Source organism: Pleomorphomonas carboxyditropha (assembly GCF_002770725.1).
Lineage (GTDB): Bacteria > Pseudomonadota > Alphaproteobacteria > Rhizobiales > Pleomorphomonadaceae > Pleomorphomonas > Pleomorphomonas carboxyditropha.
Genome location: NZ_NQVN01000001.1, coordinates 222,939 through 240,807, shown reverse-complemented (window position 1 = coordinate 240,807; position 17,869 = coordinate 222,939). Strand labels below are relative to the sequence as shown.

Below are 17,869 nucleotides of genomic sequence, written 5' to 3'. Positions count from 1 at the left end.
GGCTTGGTTCGATTGCGAAATATGCGCATACCCCGGGACAAGCTGTTGAAATCCCCCAAGTAACCATGTCTGCCGACAATCGCGTCAGCCTCGGAGAAGATCGGCCACGGCGACCACCAAGGCGTGCCGGTCGGCGAGAGCAGCGAGTTCCGCCCTCTGGAGATCGGCGGCCGTCACGATTCCGCCGGATATCGGCAGGTCGCGCGTGGCGGTGGCGTCGGCGACGACGGTCGGCATCAAGCCGAGGTCGAGGGCGGCGCGGGCGGTCGAGGAAACGCAATTGTGCGTCATGAAACCGGCGACGATCAGCTCGCCGCCGAGGTCTTCGAGCTCAGCGAGCAGCGACGTGTCGGAAAAGCCGTTCGGCCGCGTCTTGATCACCACGCTCTCGCCGGCCCGCGGCGCCAGCCGGTCGACGATCGCGCCGCCGCGACCGTCGAGATCGAACAGCCCACCGGCGGCGCCGCGCTGGACGACGTGGACCACCTTCGAGCCGCGCGCCCGCGCCGCATCGAGCAGGCGGCCGGCCGCCTCCACCGCCGCCTCGACGCCGGCAAGCGCCAGCGGTCCGGCGAGATAATCGTTCTGGCCGTCGATCAGCACCAGCGGCGCCACGCCGAGGCGGGCCGGCGCCAGCGATCGGCCGAAAATTTCGTTGAGCGTGCGCGGCATGCGGATGTCCTTTCCTGCTTGACCTCCAGGCAAGGATACGCTCTGCATCGACGCAGGGAACCGGCGATATGCGGGGTATCATCTGCATGAACGCAGACATGCGTTGGGACGAGCTGGAACTGGTGAGCGAGATCGTCGCCGGCGGCACGCTGAGCGAGGCGGCCCGCCGGCTGGGCGTCGACCAGACCACCGCCGCCCGTCGCCTCGGCCGCATCGAGGCGCGGCTCGGGGCGGCGTTGTTCGACCGCATCGATCGCCGCCTGCGGCCGACGCCGCTTCTCAGGGCGATCCTGCCGCAACTGTCCGCCATGGCGGCGGTTGCCGAGGAAGCCGGCGGCCGGCTGCGCCGCTCGCGGCAGAAGGCGGCCGGCAGCGTCCGCGTTTCCAGCCTCGGGCTCGTTCATCGCCTTGTTTTGGCGCCGGCGCTTGGCGAGCTTGCCACTGCTCATACCGATATCGAGGTGGAACTGGCGATCGAGGATCGCAGCGTCAGCTTCGAGGAGCGGCAAGCCGATCTCGCCGTGCGGCTCGGTCGGGGACCGCAGGACACCGCCACCATCCGCCGGTTGGGCCGCCTCCCCTTCGCCCTCTACCGCCCGAAGGACGGCGCGCATTCGGGCAGGGTGGTCGCCTATGGCCAGGATTACGCCGAATTGCCGGAGGCGATCGCCCTCCAGGCGCTACGGCCGGATGCCCGCGTTCTCGCCCGCTCCAACCGGCTCGACGTGCTGGCCGAGGCCGCCGTATCGACCGGCGCGGCGGTCATGCTGCCGGTCCTGATGGGCGACGCCGATCACCGCTTCTCCGAAGTCGCCGGCACGCGCGGCGCCGCCGTCCGCGACGTTTACCGCCTCGCCCATCCGGAGCGTGGCAAGGCGCCGGCGGTGCGCGCCGTCGCACGCTGGATCGACGCGACGGTGAGCCGCCGGCTCGGCCAAGGCTAACTCACCACCAGGCGTGGAAGTGATGCACCGGGCCGTGGCCGTGGCCGATCTCCAGCCGGTCGGCGGCGACGATGGCCGCCGTCACATAGGCCTTGCCCTCGGAAACGGCGGCGGCCAGGTCGAGCCCCTTGGCGAGACCGGCGGCGATGGCCGACGACAGCGTGCAGCCGGTGCCGTGGGTGTTGCGCGTCGCGTGGCGCGGTGCCGTCAGCCAGCGCTCCCCCTCGCCGTCGAGATAGAGATCGGCGCTTTCGGCGCCGCTGCCGTGTCCGCCCTTGACCAGCACCGCCTGCGGGCCGAGCGACTTGAGCTCGCGCGCCGCCGCCAGCATGTCGTCCGGCGTCTCGCCGACGGTCCGGCCCAGCAGCTTGCCGGCTTCCGGCAGGTTGGGCGTGATCAGGCTGGCCAGCGGGAACAGCTCGTCGCGCAGCGTCGCCACCGCCTCGCCCTTGAGAAGGCTGTCGCCGGAGGTCGCCACCATCACCGGATCGAGTACGACGCGGCTCTGGCCGTAATCCCTGAGGCCGGCGGCGACGGTGCGGATCAGCTCCGGGCTGGCCAGCATGCCGATCTTCACCGCATTGACGGCAAGATCGGAGAACACGGCGTCGATCTCGGCGCGCACGAAGTCGGCCGGCGCCTCGTGGATCGCCGTCACGCCGCGCGTATTCTGCGCCGTCAGCGCGGTGATCACCGACGCGCCGTAGACGCCGAGCGCCGAGAAGGTCTTGAGGTCGGCCTGGATGCCGGCGCCGCCGCCCGAATCCGAACCGGCGATGGTGACCGCGATCGCCGTCATGGCCGCGCCTCCCAGGATTTCGCCGCGTCGAGCCATTGGGTGAGCCGTGCCTCGGGATCGGCGGCCGACAGCACGTCGGAGATCACCGCCACGCTGTCGGCGCCGGCGCCCCAGCAGATCGGCGCCCGGTCGAGCGAGATGCCGCCGATCGCCACCAGCGGCCGCTTGGCGATGCGCTTCCACTCGGTCAGCAACTCCGGGCCGCTGGCCGGCGCCGCGTCGTCCTTGGAGACGGTCGACCAGATCGGCCCGAGCGCCACGTGGTGCGGATCGACGGCGAGCGCCCGGTCGAGCTCCGCCCGGTTGGCGGTGGAAACGCCGAGGCGAATGCCGGCCTTGCGGATGGCCGCGAGGTCGGCGGTGTCGAGATCCTCCTGGCCGAGATGCAGCCACTCGGCGCCGAATTCGATCGCCTCCCGCCAGTGATCGTTGACCACGCACGTGGCGCCGGCCGCCTTGCAGAGGGCGAGCGAGTCGCGGATTTCGCGCCGCCGCGTCTCGATATCCGGCGCCTTGGTGCGGATCTGCGCCAGCTTCAGCCCAAGCGGCAGCAGGCGCGGCAGCCAGGCGGCGCGGTCGATGATGAGATAGAAGCGGTCGAGCATCGGCATTCCGTCCGAAACAAAGGGAAACTCAGATCAGTGGCGCATCGGCCGGCTGGCATGGATGACCTTGGTCGCCTGCGTATAGATCACGCGCAGGAGATCCTCGGCAATGGCCGGCGCCACCATCCAGCCGTAGCGGTAGAGGCCGTTGACGGCGATGATCCGGTCGCCGACCACCACCTTCGGCACGCCGTTCATCAGCACCGGCATCAGGCCCGAGCGCAGCTCCACCACCTCGGCGTCGGCGAAGGCCGGCAGCAGCGACACCGCGTGGGTCATCAGTTCGCCGGCCGAGCGCACCGACACGCCGCTGCGGTCGTCGTCGACGGTGGTTGCGCCGATGACGTAGATTCCCTGGCCGCGCGGCGTCACGTAGAGGGCATGCCGGTTGTGCAGCAGGCGGATCGGCCGGTTGAGCTCGATCTTGTGGCTGCGCACCTGGGCCATCTCCGCCGTGACGGCCCTGAGTTCGGGGAAACGGTCGCGCGCGCCGAGGCCGCGCGTGTCGACGATGCGCTCGGCCTGCAGGCCGTCGATCGTGCCGATCCAGTCGAAGCGGATCCGGATGCCCGCCGCCTCCAGCACCTCCTTGAGGCCGGTGAACAGGACGCGCGGATCGGCGTGCGCCGCCTGCGGGAAATACATGCCGCGATTGTAGATGCCGGCGAGCGACGGCTCGAGGGCGGCGATCCGTTCCTCGTCGGCCCATTCGTAGTTGAGGACGAAGCTGGAATAGTCGTCGAGCGCCGTCGGCTGCCGCCGGTTGCCGAGCACCAGCGCGCCGTTGAGGGTGAAGCCGGGGATCAGGGTCGGCCAGAGGTCGAGCGAGCGGCGCCCGAGGTCGACGATGGTGGCGTCGGCGACGTCGGCCTCGCAGTCGGGAGCGAGAACGCCGGTGCCGTTCCAGGCCGGCGAGGCGGAGAAATCGCCCTGCCGCTCGTAGATCGCCACCTTGAGGCCGGCGCGGGCGCACATCAGCGCGGTGACGAGCCCCATGGGACCGGCGCCGACGATCGCCACATCGACCATCTCGCGCTTGCCGCTCGCAATTTCGCTCATCGGATATCTCTCGCGCCGACGCTTTTCCATTGGCCCGGCGTGACCTTTTTGGCCCGCGGCCGAAGGAGTGTCAACGCTCGCCGCGCGGTTTCGGGGCAATCGCTTCCACGGTGGCCGAGAAAACTCAAGCCCGCCTTCGGCAACCAGGAATGCCTTATATATGCCGCGTGCCTTTTCCTGCCCGAGGTCCTACGCCTTCGCGTAGGATGACACCTTATATATGGGTTATGTATATGTTTCCTATATATAATTCTGTCTTCCTACGCGCAGGCGCAGGACCTCGGGCAGAATGGGGCGAACCGCATATATGGATCGCCGTGCCGAGCATCGGAGGGCACCCGAAGCCGCCCTGGCGGCTTCCGGCGCCAAGCGGCGCCCCGCGGAGCGGGCCTTTCGGGACGAAGCCCCGAAAGGCGCAAAGCGGAGCGGAAGCCAAGGGCCGGAGGCCCGCCGGCGCCTGAGGCGGAAAACTAAGTCGGCGTATCGGCGCTCTTGGCCTTCGCCTTGGCCTCGAGAATGCCGAGGCGCCGCTCCCGCCAGACCACGAACACGCCGGAGGCGATCACCACCAGCGAGCCGGCCAGCACGATCGCCGTCGGCACGTCGCCGAACACCAGGTAGGACAGGATGACGATCCAGACCATGTTGATGTAGTCGAGCGGCGCGATCACCGAGGCCTCGGCCAAGCGATAGGACTGCGTCATCAGCACCTGCCCGATGCCGCCGAACAGGCCGGCGAAGATCAGCATGATCGCGTCGGCGAAGCTGGGGATCACCCAGCCGAAGGGCAGCGTCACGAAGGAGAACACCGAGCCGCAGGCCAGGAAGTAGAACACGATGGCGCCGGTGGTCTCGGTCGCCGTCAGCTCGCGCACGGTGACGGCGGCGATCGCCCCGAGCACCGCCGAGGCGAGCGCGCAGGCCGCGCCGATCGCCCGGCCGCCGTGGAGCCCGGTATCGAAGCCGCCGACCTGCTCCGACAGGACGATCATCACGCCGAGAAAGCCGATGCCGACCGCCGCCCAGCGGAAGGCCCTGACCCGCTCGTGCAGCACCAGCGCCGCGCAGCAGACGCCGAACAGCGGCCCCGAATAGCTGATGGCGGTGGCGTCCGGCAGCGGCAGGTAGGCGACCGCCGTGAACCAGCAGAACATCGAGACGGTGCCGACCACCGATCGCCGCACGTGGCCGAGCGGCTTCGCCGTCCTCAGCGAGGCGGGAAACACGCCGAGCGCGACGAGATAGACGAGCACCGGGATGATGCCGAAAAAGGAGCGGAAAAACAGCACTTCGCCCGAGGGCACGCGGCCGGACACCAGCTTGATCAGCGTCAGCATGAAAGCGAAGGCGATGGTCGAGGCGAGCTTGAAAAGAACGCCCGCGGCGGTCGGCGACATGGAAGAGGCAGCTCCTTGCTCAGCCGCTTATATCGCGATTTGCCGCGGGACCAAGGCCCGATTTATCATATTTTTGGACTTCGCGGCGCCCCGGCAAGCCTCAGGCAAGATGCGACTTCAGGAAGCCGACGGTGCGCGTCCAGGCGAGATCGGCCGCCGCCTTGTCGTAGCGCGCCGCCGACGTGTCGTTGTTGAAGGCGTGGTTGACGCCCGGATAGACGTAAAGCTCGTAGGGCTTGCCGGCCTCCTTCAGCGCCGCCTCGAACACCGGGATGCCGGCATTGATGCGGTCGTCGAGGCCGGCGTAGTGCAGCAGCAGCGACGCCTCGATGGCGGGCACCTGCTCGGCCGCCGGCTGGGCGCCGTAATAGGCCACCGCCGCGCCAAGGCCGGGATCGGCCACCGCCGTCTGCAGCGACAGCCCGCCGCCCCAGCAGAAGCCGACGCTGCCGGACTTGCCGTTGCCGCCCTCCCGGCCGCGCAGGAAGGCGGCGGCCGCCGCGGCGTTGCCCACGGCCTTCACCCGGTCGAGCGCGGCGATCAGCTCGCGCGCCTTGTCCTCGTCGGCGGGCGTGCCGCCGGCCGGCGACAGGAAATCCGGCGCCAGCACCAGGAAGCCCTCCAGCGCCAGGCGGCGGGCGACGTCCTCGATATGGCCGTTGAGCCCGCGGTTCTCGTGGATGACCATCACCGCCGGCAGCGGGCCGGTTTCCGCCTTGGGCCGGACGAGATAGCCCTTCAGCGTGCCGCCGTCGCCGGGGAATTCGACCGTCGAGGCGTCGAGCCGGTCGTCGGTGGCGTCGACGACGGCCGCTTTCGCCTGCCCCGCCTCGATCAGCGGCACGATGGCGGCCGCCGCGGCGCTCGATCCGGCGAGCTTGGCGAGCTTCTCCATGAAGCCGCGGCGGTCGAGCGTCAGGTGGGTGTATTCGTCGTAGAGCCGGATCATCTCCTGCGTGATGACGATGCGTTCGCTCATCTCGGTGCTCCCTCGAAGGACGCCCCTCGCCCGCGCCGACAGTCCGGTATTTTCCCGAATGTGTAAACCGCGTAATTCGCCGCCGACCGCTCGGAGACAGGGTCTCAGAGCGTCAGGTCGTCGGAGCGCCGCTCCCAGATCGCCTCGGCCCGCGCGCTGTGCCAGCCGAGGCAATAGCCGATGGCCCGCTCCACGGCGCCGGCCTTCGGTCCGGCGGCATGGACGTCGTCGAGCATGAGATGGGCCATGTGGATGTCGTTGAGCACGCCGAGCACGTCCTGCGCCGCCTTGACGCGCGGCAGCAGCTTGCGCCGCGCCGATTTCGGCAACAGCGGCTCGAAGAAGTCGTAGGCGTAGCGCAGCCGCTTGAAGCGCTTCCTGAGCTCGTGCCGTTCGTCGGGCGACAGCGCCTCCGGGTCGCGGCCGAGCTTTTCCACCTTGCGCCTGAGGCGGGCGATCACCTCCTCGGCGAACGGGGTGACCGGCGCGGCGAGCCCGACGCTCTGGCCGATATCGTCCGTCGACAGCCAGCCGCGCGCCTCGGTGAAGGCGAGGAGGTCGATCAGGAAATCGCCGGTGCTCCGCTCGGCGAGGACGGTGGCGAGCCGGGCGCGCGCCGCCTTGCGCCGCTTCTCCAGCAGGACGATCAGCGCGGCGATGTCGTCGCCTTCCAGCGGCGCCACCAGTTCGTCGATCAGCACGTCCATGTCCCGCGTATGGGCCACCTCGGCGGCCAGCCGCCGCGCCTCGGCGCCGAGCGGCTCGGCGGCGCCCGGCGCCATGACGGAGGCGAACACCTTCAGCGCCGTCCGGAGGCGCCGCAGCCCGACGCGCAACTGATGCGCGCCCTCGGGATCGTCGGCCGCCCTCAGGGCCGCGACATTGGCGGAAATCTGCAAGGCGCAGGATCTCAGCACCTGTTGCAGCGCCATCTCCACCGACATGTCGTCGTCGAGGTCGGCATCCACCGCCGTCGTCGGCTCGGCCGCGCCGATCTCGCCTTCCAGCAGCGCGTAGCCGAGATCGGACTTGGCCTCGGTCGAAAAGTGGAAGGCGACGCCGGCCAGCGCCGGCCGCGCCACCTCGAACAGCGCCCGCCGGTCGCCGGAGACGAGCTCGAATTCCACTTCCCGGATGTCGGCGCGCCGGCTGCCGGCCGTCGCCGTGCCGCGGTCGAGCGCCATCTCGACGCGGTCGCCGCCGGGCGTGGCGATGTCCCAGCGCCGCCGCGTCACCCGCATGGAAAACAGCGGCACCAAGGGCCGGCCATCGACCAGCCTGGTCAGTTCGACCGCCGCCTCGTCGGGCAGGCGGGAGAGATCCGGCACCCGGCCGTTGTAGGGCACGTTGAATTCCGGCCGCTCGGCGAGGCCGAGCGAGAAGCTGCCGGAAAACTTCACCGTCTGTTCGCCGCTCCGCCCCGACCGGCGCAGCCGCAGGCTGATGCCCTTGGCGCGCAGGGCGAGGTCGGGCGTGTCGAAATAGGTGCTGACCAGCCGCTTGTCGCCCTTCGGCGTGACGTCCAGCCCGGCGAGGGAAGCAAGGCGCGCGAGGCGCGAGGCGCCGGCCGCGTCCACGGCCACCTTCAGTTCCGCCTCGACGCCGTCTGCCATGCTCGCCCCCTCATCGCGTTCGTGTCGATCCTATCGCCGCCAGAAGGGTTTGACGAGCCACCCCGGAACGATTCGGATTCCGGATGGCCGTCCGCCGCCGCCGAAACCGGCCGGCGATCGCCGCCGGCACGGCGAGAGGCCGCATTTCTGACCGGACGGGAAAAAACGCTTGCCAACCGGTCAATTGTCGGTTCGGATAAGGGCTCGCCGGCCGACGGGGAAAAGTGACAAGAAGACCGTCCGGCCAGGCACGGGGTTCGCCGACCTCGCTCGGCAACAGGGGAGTATACTTTATGAAAACGATGTCCCGCCTTCTGGCGGCCACCATGCTCGTGGCGGGCCTTGCCGGCGCCGCCCACGCCAAGACGTTCGTCTACTGCTCGGAAGGCAGCCCGGAAGGCTTCGACCCGGCGCCCTACGCCTCCGGCACCACCTTCGACGCTTCTTCGAAGCCCGTCTACAGCCGCCTGACCGAGTTCGAGCGCGGCACCACCAACGTCGTTCCCGGCCTCGCCGAGAGCTGGGACATTTCCGAAGACGGCACCGTCTACACCTTCCATCTCAGGAAGGGCGTCAAGTTCCACACCACCGAGTATTTCACGCCGACCCGCGACTTCGACGCCGACGACGTGATCTTCTCGTTCCAGCGCCAGAACGACAAGAACGACCCGTGGTATTCCTATGCCGGCGGCACCTGGGAATACTGGACCGGCATGGACATGCCGAACCTCGTCAAGTCGATCGAGAAGGTTGACGACTACACCATCAAGCTGACGCTGACCGCCGCCAACGCGCCGATGCTCGCCAACCTCGCCATGGACTTCGCGTCGATCCTTTCCAAGGAATACGCCGACAAGCTCGCCGCCGACGGCAAGCAGTCCGACCTCAACCAGTTGCCGGTCGGCACCGGCCCGTTCCAGTTCGTCGCCTACGAGAAGGACGCGGTCATCCGCTACCAGGCCTTCGCCGACTACTGGGGCGGCAAGCAGAAGATCGACGACCTCGTCTTCGCCATCACGCCGGACGCCTCGGTCCGCGTGCAGAAGCTGAAGGCCGGCGAATGCCAGCTGGTGCCCTATCCGAACCCGGCCGACGTCGAGGCCCTGCAGTCCGACGACAGCATCCAGTTGGCGAGCCAGGCCGGCCTCAACATCGGTTATCTCGCCTACAACGTGCTGCAGAAGCCCTTCGACGACGTGCGCGTCCGCAAGGCGCTCAACATGGCGATCAACAAGAACGCCATCATCGACGCCGTCTTCCAGGGCACCGGCCAGGTGGCCAAGAACCCGATCCCGCCGACCATGTGGTCCTACAACGACCAGGTCCAGGACGACCCCTATGATCCGGAAGCGGCCAAGAAGCTGCTCGCCGAGGCCGGCGTCAACGATCTCGCCATGAAGGTGTGGGCGATGCCGGTGTCGCGTCCCTACAACCCGAACGCCCGCCGCATGGCCGAGCTGATCCAGGCCGACTTCGCCAACGTCGGCGTCAAGGTCGAGATCGTCTCCTACGAGTGGGCCGAGTACCTGAAGCGCAGCCAGGACAAGGAGCGCGACGGCGCGGTGCTGATGGGTTGGACCGGCGACAACGGCGACCCGGACAACTTCCTCGCCGTGCTGGCCGGCTGCGCCGGCGTCGGCGGCTCCAACCGCGCCAACTGGTGCAACGACGAGTTCAACGACCTCGTCGTCAAGGCCAGCAAGGTGTCGGACGTCGCCGAGCGCACCAAGCTCTACGAGGAGGCGCAGGTCGTCTTCAAGCGCGAGGCGCCCTGGGCGACCATCGCCCACTCGACCACCTACGTGCCGATGTCCAAGGCCGTGATCGACTTCAAGGTCGATCCGCTCGGCTCGCACCGCTTCGACGGCGTCGACCTCGCCGAGTAAGGCAAGCCATCAGGACGGATGCGGTTCCGGGGAGCGATCCCCGGAACCGTTTTTGCATCGGGAAACAAAGCCGAAAGACGCCGCGCGCGTCCGCCCTCATGCGGGAAACCATGTAGGATGGCGGAAATCCCGGCATTTTGATGCCGCGAAAATGGTCAAATCGCGTCCTTGTCGCTTGCAGGCCGGGTTTCCGGCGGCTACTGGAAGCCCCATGTCCATCGCAACCGCCTTCCGCCCCTTTCGCCCAGACGACCGCGCCGCGGTCGTCCGGCTGTGGCACGACGCCTGGCATGACGGCCACGGGGCGGTGCTGCCGGCGCACGTGGTTGCCGAGCGGACCATGGAGAGCTTCGATCTTCGCCTGGGGCCGCTCGAAGCCGGCTGCCTCGTCGCCGAGGCGGACGGCCGCATCCTCGGCTTTGCCATCGTCGAGGGCAACGAGATCGACCAGTTCTACGTCGTCGCCGAGGCGCGCGGCACCGGCCTTGCCACCGCCATGCTCGACGCCGCCGAGACGCAACTCGCCCGGCGCGGCGTCCGCGACGCGGTGATCCAGTGTTCGGCCGGCAACGACCGCGCCCACCGCTTCTATGCGCGCGCCGGCTGGCGCGACAGCGGCGTCCGGCAAGCCCCGATCTGGACTCCCGACGGCCGCCATGAAACGCATCCGACCCACATCTTCGTCAAGCAACTCTCGAGCCTGGACTGACCCCGCATCATGTTCGGTTTCATTCTCCGACGCCTCGGCCTTTTGATCCCGACCTTCATCGGCGTCAGCCTGGTCGCCTTCTTCTTCATCCGCCTGCTGCCGGGCGACCCGGTGCTGCTGCTCGCCGGCGAGCGCGGCATATCGCCCGAGCGCTACGCCGAGCTGATGCACCGCTTCGGCTTCGACCTGCCGCTCTGGAAGCAGTTCATCTACTACTTCGGCGACCTGATGCACGGCGATTTCGGCACCTCGATCTCCACCAAGAAGCCGATCTTCACCGAGTTCTTCACGCTGTTCCCGGCCACGCTGGAGCTGTCGATCTGCGCGGTGATCTTCGCCGTCGTGCTCGGCGTGCCGGCCGGCGTCATCGCCGCCGTCAAGCGCAATTCCTGGTTCGACCACACGGCGATGGCCACCGCGCTGGTCGGCTATTCCATGCCGATCTTCTGGTGGGCGCTGCTGCTGATCATCGTCTTCTCCGGCACGCTCGGCTGGACGCCGGTGTCCGGCCGCATCTCGCTGATGTTCTTCTTCCCCAAGGTGACCGGCTTCATGCTGATCGACAGCCTGCTGTCCGGCAAGGCGGGCGCCTTCCAGTCGGCGGCGAGCCACCTGATCCTGCCGACCATCGTGCTCGGCACCATCCCGCTCGCCGTCATCGCCCGCCAGACGCGCTCGGCCATGCTGGAAGTGCTCGGCGAGGACTATATCCGCACCGCCCGCGCCAAGGGCCTCAGCCCGTTCCGCGTCGTCGCCGTGCACGCCCTCAGGAATGCCCTGATCCCGGTGATCACCACCATCGGCCTGCAGATCGGCGTGCTGATGGCCGGCGCCATCCTGACCGAGACCATCTTCTCCTGGCCGGGCGTCGGCAAGTGGATGGTCGATTCCATCTTCCGCCGCGACTATCCCGCCGTGCAGGGCGGCCTCGTGCTGATCGCCCTGATCGTCATGGGCGTCAACCTCGTCGTCGACATGCTCTACGGCCTCGTCAATCCCAAGATCCGGCACCAGAGGTAACCCGATGACCGCCGTCTCCGCTTCCGTCCGTCCGGGGCGCCTCAAGGAATTCTGGCGCTACTTCTCGGAAAACCACGGCGCCGTCGCCGGCCTCGTGCTGTTCGCGGCGCTGGTGGTCGTGGCGATCGCCGCGCCGATCTTCGCCCCGTTCGACCCCGACCAGCAGTTCCGCGACGCGCTGTTGATGCCGCCGCTCACCCACGGCAGCGAAGGCATCTTCCTGCTCGGCACCGACGCCCTCGGCCGCGACATCCTGTCGCGCCTGATCTTCGGGTCCCGCTTCTCGCTGTTCATCGGCGTGGTCGTCGTCTCGGTGTCGCTGATCGGCGGCGTCGTCATCGGCATGTTCGCCGGCTTCTTCCGCGGCTGGGTCGACACGACGATCATGCGCGTCATGGACATCATCCTCGCCTTCCCGTCGCTCTTGCTGGCGCTGACGCTGGTCGCCATCCTCGGCCCCGGCCTCACCAACGCGATGATCGCCATCGCCATCGTCGCCCAGCCGCACTATGTGCGCCTGACCCGCGCCGCCGTGCTCACCGAGCGCAACCGCGACTACGTGACGGCCGCCCGCGTCTCCGGCGCCGGTCCGCTGTGGCTGATGTTCGTCACCATCCTGCCGAACTGCATGGCGCCCCTGATCGTCCAGGCCGCCCTGTCGTTTTCCGGCGCCATTCTCGACGCCGCCGCCCTCGGCTTCCTCGGCATGGGCGCCCAGCCGCCGACGCCGGAATGGGGCACCATGCTGGCCGAGGCCCGCGAGTTCATCACCCGCGCCTGGTGGGTGGTGACCTTCCCGGGCCTGGCCATCCTGATCACCGTGCTGGCCATCAACCTGATGGGCGACGGCCTGCGCGACGCCCTCGATCCGAAGCTGAAGAGGTCGTGATGCCCATTCTCGAAATCAGCAACCTCTCGGTCGACTTCCGCACGGTGGGCGGCCAGTTCCGCGCCGTCGACGGCGTGTCGATGGCCGTCGAGCCGGGCGAGATCGTCTCCATCGTCGGCGAAAGCGGCTCGGGCAAGTCGGTGTCCATGCTGGCGCTGATGGGCCTGCTGCCGTGGACGGCGACCATTACCGCCGACCGCATGATGTTCGACGGCCGGGACCTGCTCACCATCTCGCCGCGCGAGCGCCGCCGCATCATCGGCAACGACCTCGCCATGATCTTCCAGGAGCCGATGAGCTCGCTCAACCCGTGCTACACGGTCGGCTGGCAGATCGGCGAGGTGCTGAAGGTCCACCTCGGCCTCAACAAGCGCGCCCGCCGCGACCGCACCGTCGAGCTCCTTGAGCTGGTCGGCATCCCCTCGGCCGCCGAGCGCCTCGACACCTTCCCGCACCAGATGTCGGGCGGCATGAACCAGCGCGTGATGATCGCCATGGCGATCGCCTGCAATCCCAAGCTGCTGATCGCCGACGAGCCGACCACCGCGCTCGACGTGACCATCCAGGCGCAGATCCTCGACCTGCTGGCCAAGCTGCAGCGCGAGACCGGCATGGCGCTGGTGCTGATCACCCACGACATGGGCGTCGTCGCCGAAACCGCCAACCGCGTCTCGGTGCAATACGCCGGGCAGAAGGTGGAGGAGCAGCCGGTCAGCGAGCTGTTCGCCGATCCGCACCATCCCTATACCGCCGCGCTGCTGTCGGCGCTGCCGGAACGGGCGACGACGCGCCGCCTGCCGTCGATCGCCGGCGTGGTGCCCGGCCAGTACGACCGTCCCGCCGGCTGCCTGTTCAGCCCGCGCTGCTCCTTCGTCACCGAACGCTGCGTCGACAAGGCGCCGGTCACCCAGGGAGAGGCCGCCGGCTACGCGCTCTGCCACTATCCGCTCAGCCACGGCAAGCCGGTCGGCCATCCCGGCCCGGCCGCCATTCTCGACCGGAGGCTTTCGGCATGAACGCTACCGTTTCGCCTACCGTCGTCCTCGAGGCCCAGCACCTCGCCCGCCACTACAGCCTGAAGCGCGGCATGTTCGCCGAGCCGGCCACCGTGCGGGCGCTGTCGGAAGCCTCCTTCAAGCTCACCGCCGGCAAGACGCTGGCCGTCGTCGGCGAATCCGGCTGCGGCAAGTCGACGCTCGCCCGCCTGGTCACCATGATCGAGCCGCCGACCGCCGGCGACCTGATCATCGACGGCAAGCCGGTGCATCTCGATCAGGCGCCGAGCCACGAGCTGCGCCGCACCGTGCAGATCGTCTTCCAGGACCCCTACGGCTCGCTCAACCCGCGCCAGAAGGTCGGCGCCATCCTGGAGGAGCCGCTGCGCCTCAACACCAAGCTGTCGGCCGCCGAGCGGCAGGCCAAGGCGCGAGCGATGATGGAGAAGGTCGGTCTCCGGCCCGAGCACTACGACCGCTATCCGCACATGTTCTCCGGCGGCCAGCGCCAGCGCATCGCCATCGCCCGGGCGCTGATGCTCAACCCGAAGATCCTGGTGCTCGACGAGCCGGTGTCGGCGCTCGACGTCTCCATCCAGGCGCAGGTGCTGAACCTCCTGATGGACCTGCAGCAGGAATTCGGCCTCGCCTACCTGTTCATCAGCCACGATCTTTCCGTGGTGCGCCACATCGCCGACGAGGTGATGGTGATGTATCTCGGCCGGCCCGTCGAGTTCGGCACCGCCGACGAGATCTTCAACACGCCGCGCCATCCCTATACCCGCGCCCTCCTGTCGGCGACGCCGACCACCGAGCCCGAGAAGCGGCGCGAGCGCATCCGCCTCACCGGCGAGCTGCCGTCGCCGTTGCGCCCGCCCAAGGGCTGCGCCTTCCATCCGCGCTGTCCCTTCGCCTACGAGCCCTGCGACGTCGACACGCCGAAGCTCCTGAAGGCACCCGGCGGCAACGCCGACGTCGCCTGCTTCGCCGTGCAGGGCGAGCTGCTCTAGGTCCAGGCGCCTTGCCGTATTCACAGCTCGGCGCTTCCCGGAAGCGCGGTCGCCAGCGCATCGATGGCGAACCGGACGCGCAGCGGCAGGTGCGGCGTCTCCGGCCAGAGGGCGTGCGTCCTGAACACGAGGCGAGGCGTATTGTCGAGCAGGGGAACGAGGGCGCCGAGCCTCACCCTGTCGCGGATCAGCCAGCACGGCAGCCAGGCGAGCCCATAGCCGGCTTCCGCCGCATCGGCGAGCGCCTCGAGGTCGTCGAACCGCATTCGGCTGGGCGGCGTCGCCTCGCGCAGGCCGCCGTCACCGGTCGGAAATTGCCAGGTCCTGATGCGGTCGGCGCGGCCGTAGGTGATCGCCTGATGGGCGCTGAGATCGTCGAGGCTTTCCGGCCGCCCGTTGCGGTCGAGATAGGCCGGCGAGGCGCAAACCGACATGCGTTGCAGGCTTACCGTCCGGGTCATGAGGCCAGTGCCGTCGCCGATCTCGCCGTTGCGGATCGCCAGATCGAAACCGTCTTCGATCAGGTCCACCTGGCGATCGCTGAAGGATAGATCGAGTTCGAGCCGGGGATGCCGCGCCGCCAGCCGCGCCAGCACCGGCGCCACGCAGCGCCTCCCGAACAGCGTCGGCACGGACACGCGCAGCCGCCCCGCCGCCTCGCGCCGGCCCGAATCCAGGGCCGTCTCGCCGGCGCGCAGCTCTTCCAGGGCACGCAGGCAGTGCTCGTAATAGCCCTGCCCGTCCTCGGTGAGCGCCAGACTGCGCGTCGTGCGATGAAGCAGGCGGACATCGAGCCGCGCTTCCATCCGCGCGATCGTCTTGGCCACCGCCGAGCGGGTCACATGCAGCCGCTCGGCCGCCGCGGCGAAGCTTCCCGTTTCCACCGCCGCCACGAAGACGTCCACGCCGTTCAGCATTTCGCTCATGATTGTCATCCACCAGGAACCGATGCCTGGAATATATGTCATCACTGGCTCCCGATGCTCAACGATATGCTGCGCCCCGTAGATTCACGACAAGGAGCGAACGATGGCGGCAAGCATGAAGCGTTGGCAGATGGACGGGATCGGCCGCGACAGGCTGGCACTGACGGATGCACCTATCCCCGAGCCCAGGCCCGGCGAGCTGCTGGTGAAGGTGGCGGCGGTGTCGCTCAACTACCGCGACAAGCTGGTGATCGAAGGCGGCATGGGCCTGCCGCTCGTCTTTCCCTTTACGCCCGGCTCCGATCTCGCCGGAACGGTGCAGGCGGTCGGCGACGGGGTGACGCGCTTTGCCGTCGGCGATCGCGTCATCTCGACTTTCGCGCCGGGCTGGATCGATGGCACGCCGCTCGGCAGCGGCCGCCTACCGCCTTACCGGACGCTCGGGGGCACCTATGCCGGCGTGCTCGCGGAATATGTCGCCTTCCCCGAGGACTGGTTCGTACGCGCGCCATCCTCGCTCGACGATGGCGAGGCCAGCACCCTGCCCTGCGCCGGATTGACCGCCTGGTTCGCACTGGTTGAAAAGGGTCAAGTCCATGCCGGAGAGACCGTGCTGATCGAGGGGACCGGCGGCGTCGCCCTGTTCGGCCTGCAGATCGCCAAGGCGCATGGCGCGGCCGTGATCGTCGTCTCCGGCAGCGCGGAGAAGCTGGCACGCGCGAAGGCGCTCGGCGCCGATCACGGCATCGATCGGTCGTCGGAAGACTGGGTGGAAGCCGTCTATCGCCTGACCGCCGACGATGGGGCCGACCATATCCTCGAGCTGGTCGGCGGCGCCCATCTCGAAAAGGCCGTGCGGGCGGCGGCGATCGGTGGCCGCATCTACCAGATCGGCGTGCTGGAAGGCTTCGACGTCGCGGCCCCCGCCGGCCCGCTGATGCTGAAGAACGTCACGCTGCGGGGGATCGGCGTCGGCCATCGCCGGGCGCTGGAAGATCTCGTCGCGGCGGTGGATCGCATCGGCCTCAAGCCGGCGATCGATCGGAAATACCCGCTCGCGGATTTCTCGGCGGCCCTCGACCACCTCGATCGAGGGCCGTTCGGCAAGATCGTCGTCGAGATGGCGTAAGGTCTCACCGGCTGGAAGTCGCCGGTGAGGTCAGACCCGGATCGACGCCAATGCTTTTTCCAGCGGGGTCGCCACGAGCGGCCCCGTCACCGTTTCGAGGCGGCGGTCGATGAGCCGGTGCGGCACCCGCCAGAGATAGGCCATTTCGCGCGAAGCGCGGACCACCGGATCGATGAGGCCGATCAGCGTGAAGACCAAGCCGGGCACCCGCCGCACCCGCATCGGCCGCCGGTAGGCGACGCCGGCCGCCGCGGCGATATCGGCGATCGAGGCGGTATGCCCCTCGAAATGGAACACCTCGAAGGCGCCGAGGCGATCGCGCTGCCCGGCCAGCTCCACGAAGGCGCGGGCGAGATCGGGCAGGTAGGCCCAGGCATGCGGCACATCCGTCGGCCCCGGCGACCGGATGACGCCCTGCCTCGCCCTGGTGGCGATGAAGGCGGAAAGCCAGCTCTGGCCGGAAATGGTCGGGCCGAAGAAGTCGCCGGCCCTCAGGATAACGGTGCGAACCCGACCGTCGCGCGCCGCCTCGGCAAAGCTGCGCTCAATGTCGACGCGGATGCGGCCCTTCTCCGAGGTCGGAGCAAAGGAAATATCCGGCGTCAGCCGGTCCGGCATGCCCTCGCCGAAGCCGTAGACGCTGCCGGGGAACAGATGCAGCGCCCCGAGCCGCTCGGCGATGGCCAGCGCGGCGGCGTAAAGCGGCCTCGCCAGCTCGGCCCAGCGGTGATAGGGCGCGTTGAGGCCGTCGAACACCACGTCAACAGGCGAGCTGGCCGCCTTGGCGACCGCTTCGGCGTCTTGGAGATCGGCCTCCACCGGCCAAACCCAGTCCGGCAGCTCGCCGGCCCGCCCCTTGCGCACCAGGCCGGACACCTGCCAGCCCCGGCGATGGAATTCCTCGGCAACCGCCTGGCCGACGCCACCGAGAGCGCCGAGGACGAGGACATGACCGGTCATGATGAACTCCTGAAAAATAAGTTATTACAAATACTTGATATCCAGCCGCCTATCACCCCTCTCCCTGTTCCCTCCCCCACAAGGGGGGAGGGGACGCAGCTTGAATCTACCCCCTTCTGGAAGGCTCGACTTGCCCCGAAAATGGGTCGGCCGATCCTGCCGTCCCCTCCCCCCTTGTGGGGGAGGGAACAGGGAGAGGGGTGGCGACGGCAACCTCTGGCCCGACAAAATGGATAGTTTCATTTCGCATATCAATTCACTATATTGACCGACACGA

17 protein-coding genes are annotated in these 17,869 nt (G+C 68.6%); 8 read left to right on the top strand and 9 right to left on the bottom strand.

From position 1 onward, the window contains the following. Window positions 1–84: 84 nt before the first annotated feature. On the bottom strand, window positions 85–672 hold the full coding sequence (locus CJ014_RS01175; protein WP_342588503.1) for a cysteine hydrolase family protein: 588 nt from the start codon (window positions 670–672) through the stop codon (window positions 85–87). Between the two features lie 86 nt (window positions 673–758). Here CJ014_RS01175 and CJ014_RS01170 point away from each other — a divergent pair, with 86 nt between their 5' ends. Next, window positions 759–1,616, top strand: coding sequence for a LysR family transcriptional regulator (locus tag CJ014_RS01170; RefSeq protein WP_165790705.1), 858 nt, complete (start codon window positions 759–761; stop codon window positions 1,614–1,616). Between the two features lies 1 nt (window position 1,617). On the opposite strand, the gene thiD is transcribed toward CJ014_RS01170, so the two are convergent. From thiD to CJ014_RS01140, 6 genes are all read right to left on the bottom strand, one after another. After that, on the bottom strand, window positions 1,618–2,415 hold the full coding sequence (gene thiD, locus CJ014_RS01165) for a bifunctional hydroxymethylpyrimidine kinase/phosphomethylpyrimidine kinase (protein WP_100078686.1): 798 nt from the start codon (window positions 2,413–2,415) through the stop codon (window positions 1,618–1,620). Continuing rightward, on the bottom strand, window positions 2,412–3,020 hold the full coding sequence (locus CJ014_RS01160) for a thiamine phosphate synthase (RefSeq protein WP_100078685.1): 609 nt from the start codon (window positions 3,018–3,020) through the stop codon (window positions 2,412–2,414). Before CJ014_RS01160 ends, thiD begins: the two co-directional genes overlap by 4 nt. A gap of 33 nt (window positions 3,021–3,053) precedes the next feature. Then, window positions 3,054–4,079, bottom strand: coding sequence for an FAD-dependent oxidoreductase (locus CJ014_RS01155; protein WP_165790704.1), 1,026 nt, complete (start codon window positions 4,077–4,079; stop codon window positions 3,054–3,056). Window positions 4,080–4,549: 470 nt separating this feature from the next. After that, window positions 4,550–5,476, bottom strand: a complete 927-nt coding sequence (locus CJ014_RS01150; protein ID WP_100078683.1) for a DMT family transporter — start codon at window positions 5,474–5,476, stop codon at window positions 4,550–4,552. Window positions 5,477–5,576: 100 nt separating this feature from the next. Continuing rightward, complete coding sequence (locus CJ014_RS01145) at window positions 5,577–6,455, bottom strand: dienelactone hydrolase family protein (protein WP_100078682.1); 879 nt, start codon at window positions 6,453–6,455, stop codon at window positions 5,577–5,579. Between the two features lie 104 nt (window positions 6,456–6,559). Continuing rightward, on the bottom strand, window positions 6,560–8,068 hold the full coding sequence (locus CJ014_RS01140; RefSeq protein WP_100078681.1) for a CYTH and CHAD domain-containing protein: 1,509 nt from the start codon (window positions 8,066–8,068) through the stop codon (window positions 6,560–6,562). Window positions 8,069–8,361: 293 nt separating this feature from the next. Between CJ014_RS01140 and CJ014_RS01135 the strand changes: the two genes are divergently transcribed. The 6 genes from CJ014_RS01135 (at window position 8,362) to CJ014_RS01110 (ending at window position 14,577) form a co-directional block, all read left to right on the top strand. Beyond that, window positions 8,362–9,954 carry an ABC transporter substrate-binding protein gene (locus tag CJ014_RS01135; RefSeq protein WP_100078680.1) on the top strand — a complete coding sequence of 531 codons (1,593 nt, stop codon included), beginning with the start codon at window positions 8,362–8,364 and terminating at the stop codon, window positions 9,952–9,954. A gap of 211 nt (window positions 9,955–10,165) precedes the next feature. Next, window positions 10,166–10,663 (top strand): GNAT family N-acetyltransferase, encoded by a 498-nt coding sequence (locus CJ014_RS01130; protein WP_165790703.1) that lies wholly within the window; start codon window positions 10,166–10,168, stop codon window positions 10,661–10,663. A 9-nt stretch (window positions 10,664–10,672) separates the two neighbouring features. Further along, entirely contained in the window at window positions 10,673–11,683 is a 1,011-nt protein-coding gene (locus CJ014_RS01125) for an ABC transporter permease subunit (RefSeq protein WP_100078678.1), read from the top strand. A 4-nt stretch (window positions 11,684–11,687) separates the two neighbouring features. Continuing rightward, window positions 11,688–12,572, top strand: coding sequence for an ABC transporter permease subunit (locus CJ014_RS01120; RefSeq protein ID WP_100078677.1), 885 nt, complete (start codon window positions 11,688–11,690; stop codon window positions 12,570–12,572). Beyond that, entirely contained in the window at window positions 12,572–13,588 is a 1,017-nt protein-coding gene (locus CJ014_RS01115) for an ABC transporter ATP-binding protein (protein ID WP_100078676.1), read from the top strand. The genes CJ014_RS01120 and CJ014_RS01115 overlap by 1 nt, the downstream gene beginning before the upstream one ends. Next, window positions 13,585–14,577, top strand: coding sequence for a dipeptide ABC transporter ATP-binding protein (locus tag CJ014_RS01110; protein ID WP_100078675.1), 993 nt, complete (start codon window positions 13,585–13,587; stop codon window positions 14,575–14,577). Before CJ014_RS01115 ends, CJ014_RS01110 begins: the two co-directional genes overlap by 4 nt. A gap of 20 nt (window positions 14,578–14,597) precedes the next feature. Here the strand turns inward: CJ014_RS01110 and CJ014_RS01105 are convergent, their stop codons facing one another. Continuing rightward, a complete protein-coding gene (locus tag CJ014_RS01105) occupies window positions 14,598–15,503 on the bottom strand; it encodes a LysR family transcriptional regulator (RefSeq protein ID WP_100078674.1) in 906 nt (301 codons plus the stop codon). Window positions 15,504–15,606: 103 nt separating this feature from the next. Between CJ014_RS01105 and CJ014_RS01100 the strand changes: the two genes are divergently transcribed. Continuing rightward, window positions 15,607–16,632: a zinc-dependent alcohol dehydrogenase family protein gene (locus CJ014_RS01100; protein WP_165790702.1), complete on the top strand. Its 1,026-nt coding sequence runs from the start codon at window positions 15,607–15,609 to the stop codon at window positions 16,630–16,632. A gap of 30 nt (window positions 16,633–16,662) precedes the next feature. Here CJ014_RS01100 and CJ014_RS01095 read toward each other — a convergent pair whose 3' ends face one another. Continuing rightward, window positions 16,663–17,592 (bottom strand): NAD-dependent epimerase/dehydratase family protein, encoded by a 930-nt coding sequence (locus CJ014_RS01095; RefSeq protein ID WP_100078673.1) that lies wholly within the window; start codon window positions 17,590–17,592, stop codon window positions 16,663–16,665. Between the last annotated feature and the right edge of the window lie 277 nt (window positions 17,593–17,869).

Excerpts from the sequence above, each read along its gene's own strand:
- CJ014_RS01175 (WP_342588503.1), bottom strand. The coding sequence starts at position 672 with ATGCCGCGCACGCTCAACGAAATTTTCGGCCGATCGCTGGCGCCGGCC.
- CJ014_RS01170 (WP_165790705.1), top strand. The coding sequence starts at position 759 with ATGAACGCAGACATGCGTTGGGACGAGCTGGAACTGGTGAGCGAGATC.
- thiD (WP_100078686.1), bottom strand. The coding sequence starts at position 2,415 with ATGACGGCGATCGCGGTCACCATCGCCGGTTCGGATTCGGGCGGCGGC.
- CJ014_RS01160 (WP_100078685.1), bottom strand. The coding sequence starts at position 3,020 with ATGCTCGACCGCTTCTATCTCATCATCGACCGCGCCGCCTGGCTGCCG.
- CJ014_RS01155 (WP_165790704.1), bottom strand. The coding sequence starts at position 4,079 with ATGAGCGAAATTGCGAGCGGCAAGCGCGAGATGGTCGATGTGGCGATC.
- CJ014_RS01150 (WP_100078683.1), bottom strand. The coding sequence starts at position 5,476 with ATGTCGCCGACCGCCGCGGGCGTTCTTTTCAAGCTCGCCTCGACCATC.
- CJ014_RS01145 (WP_100078682.1), bottom strand. The coding sequence starts at position 6,455 with ATGAGCGAACGCATCGTCATCACGCAGGAGATGATCCGGCTCTACGAC.
- CJ014_RS01140 (WP_100078681.1), bottom strand. The coding sequence starts at position 8,068 with ATGGCAGACGGCGTCGAGGCGGAACTGAAGGTGGCCGTGGACGCGGCC.
- CJ014_RS01135 (WP_100078680.1), top strand. The coding sequence starts at position 8,362 with ATGAAAACGATGTCCCGCCTTCTGGCGGCCACCATGCTCGTGGCGGGC.
- CJ014_RS01130 (WP_165790703.1), top strand. The coding sequence starts at position 10,166 with ATGTCCATCGCAACCGCCTTCCGCCCCTTTCGCCCAGACGACCGCGCC.
- CJ014_RS01125 (WP_100078678.1), top strand. The coding sequence starts at position 10,673 with ATGTTCGGTTTCATTCTCCGACGCCTCGGCCTTTTGATCCCGACCTTC.
- CJ014_RS01120 (WP_100078677.1), top strand. The coding sequence starts at position 11,688 with ATGACCGCCGTCTCCGCTTCCGTCCGTCCGGGGCGCCTCAAGGAATTC.
- CJ014_RS01115 (WP_100078676.1), top strand. The coding sequence starts at position 12,572 with ATGCCCATTCTCGAAATCAGCAACCTCTCGGTCGACTTCCGCACGGTG.
- CJ014_RS01110 (WP_100078675.1), top strand. The coding sequence starts at position 13,585 with ATGAACGCTACCGTTTCGCCTACCGTCGTCCTCGAGGCCCAGCACCTC.
- CJ014_RS01105 (WP_100078674.1), bottom strand. The coding sequence starts at position 15,503 with ATGAGCGAAATGCTGAACGGCGTGGACGTCTTCGTGGCGGCGGTGGAA.
- CJ014_RS01100 (WP_165790702.1), top strand. The coding sequence starts at position 15,607 with ATGGCGGCAAGCATGAAGCGTTGGCAGATGGACGGGATCGGCCGCGAC.
- CJ014_RS01095 (WP_100078673.1), bottom strand. The coding sequence starts at position 17,592 with ATGACCGGTCATGTCCTCGTCCTCGGCGCTCTCGGTGGCGTCGGCCAG.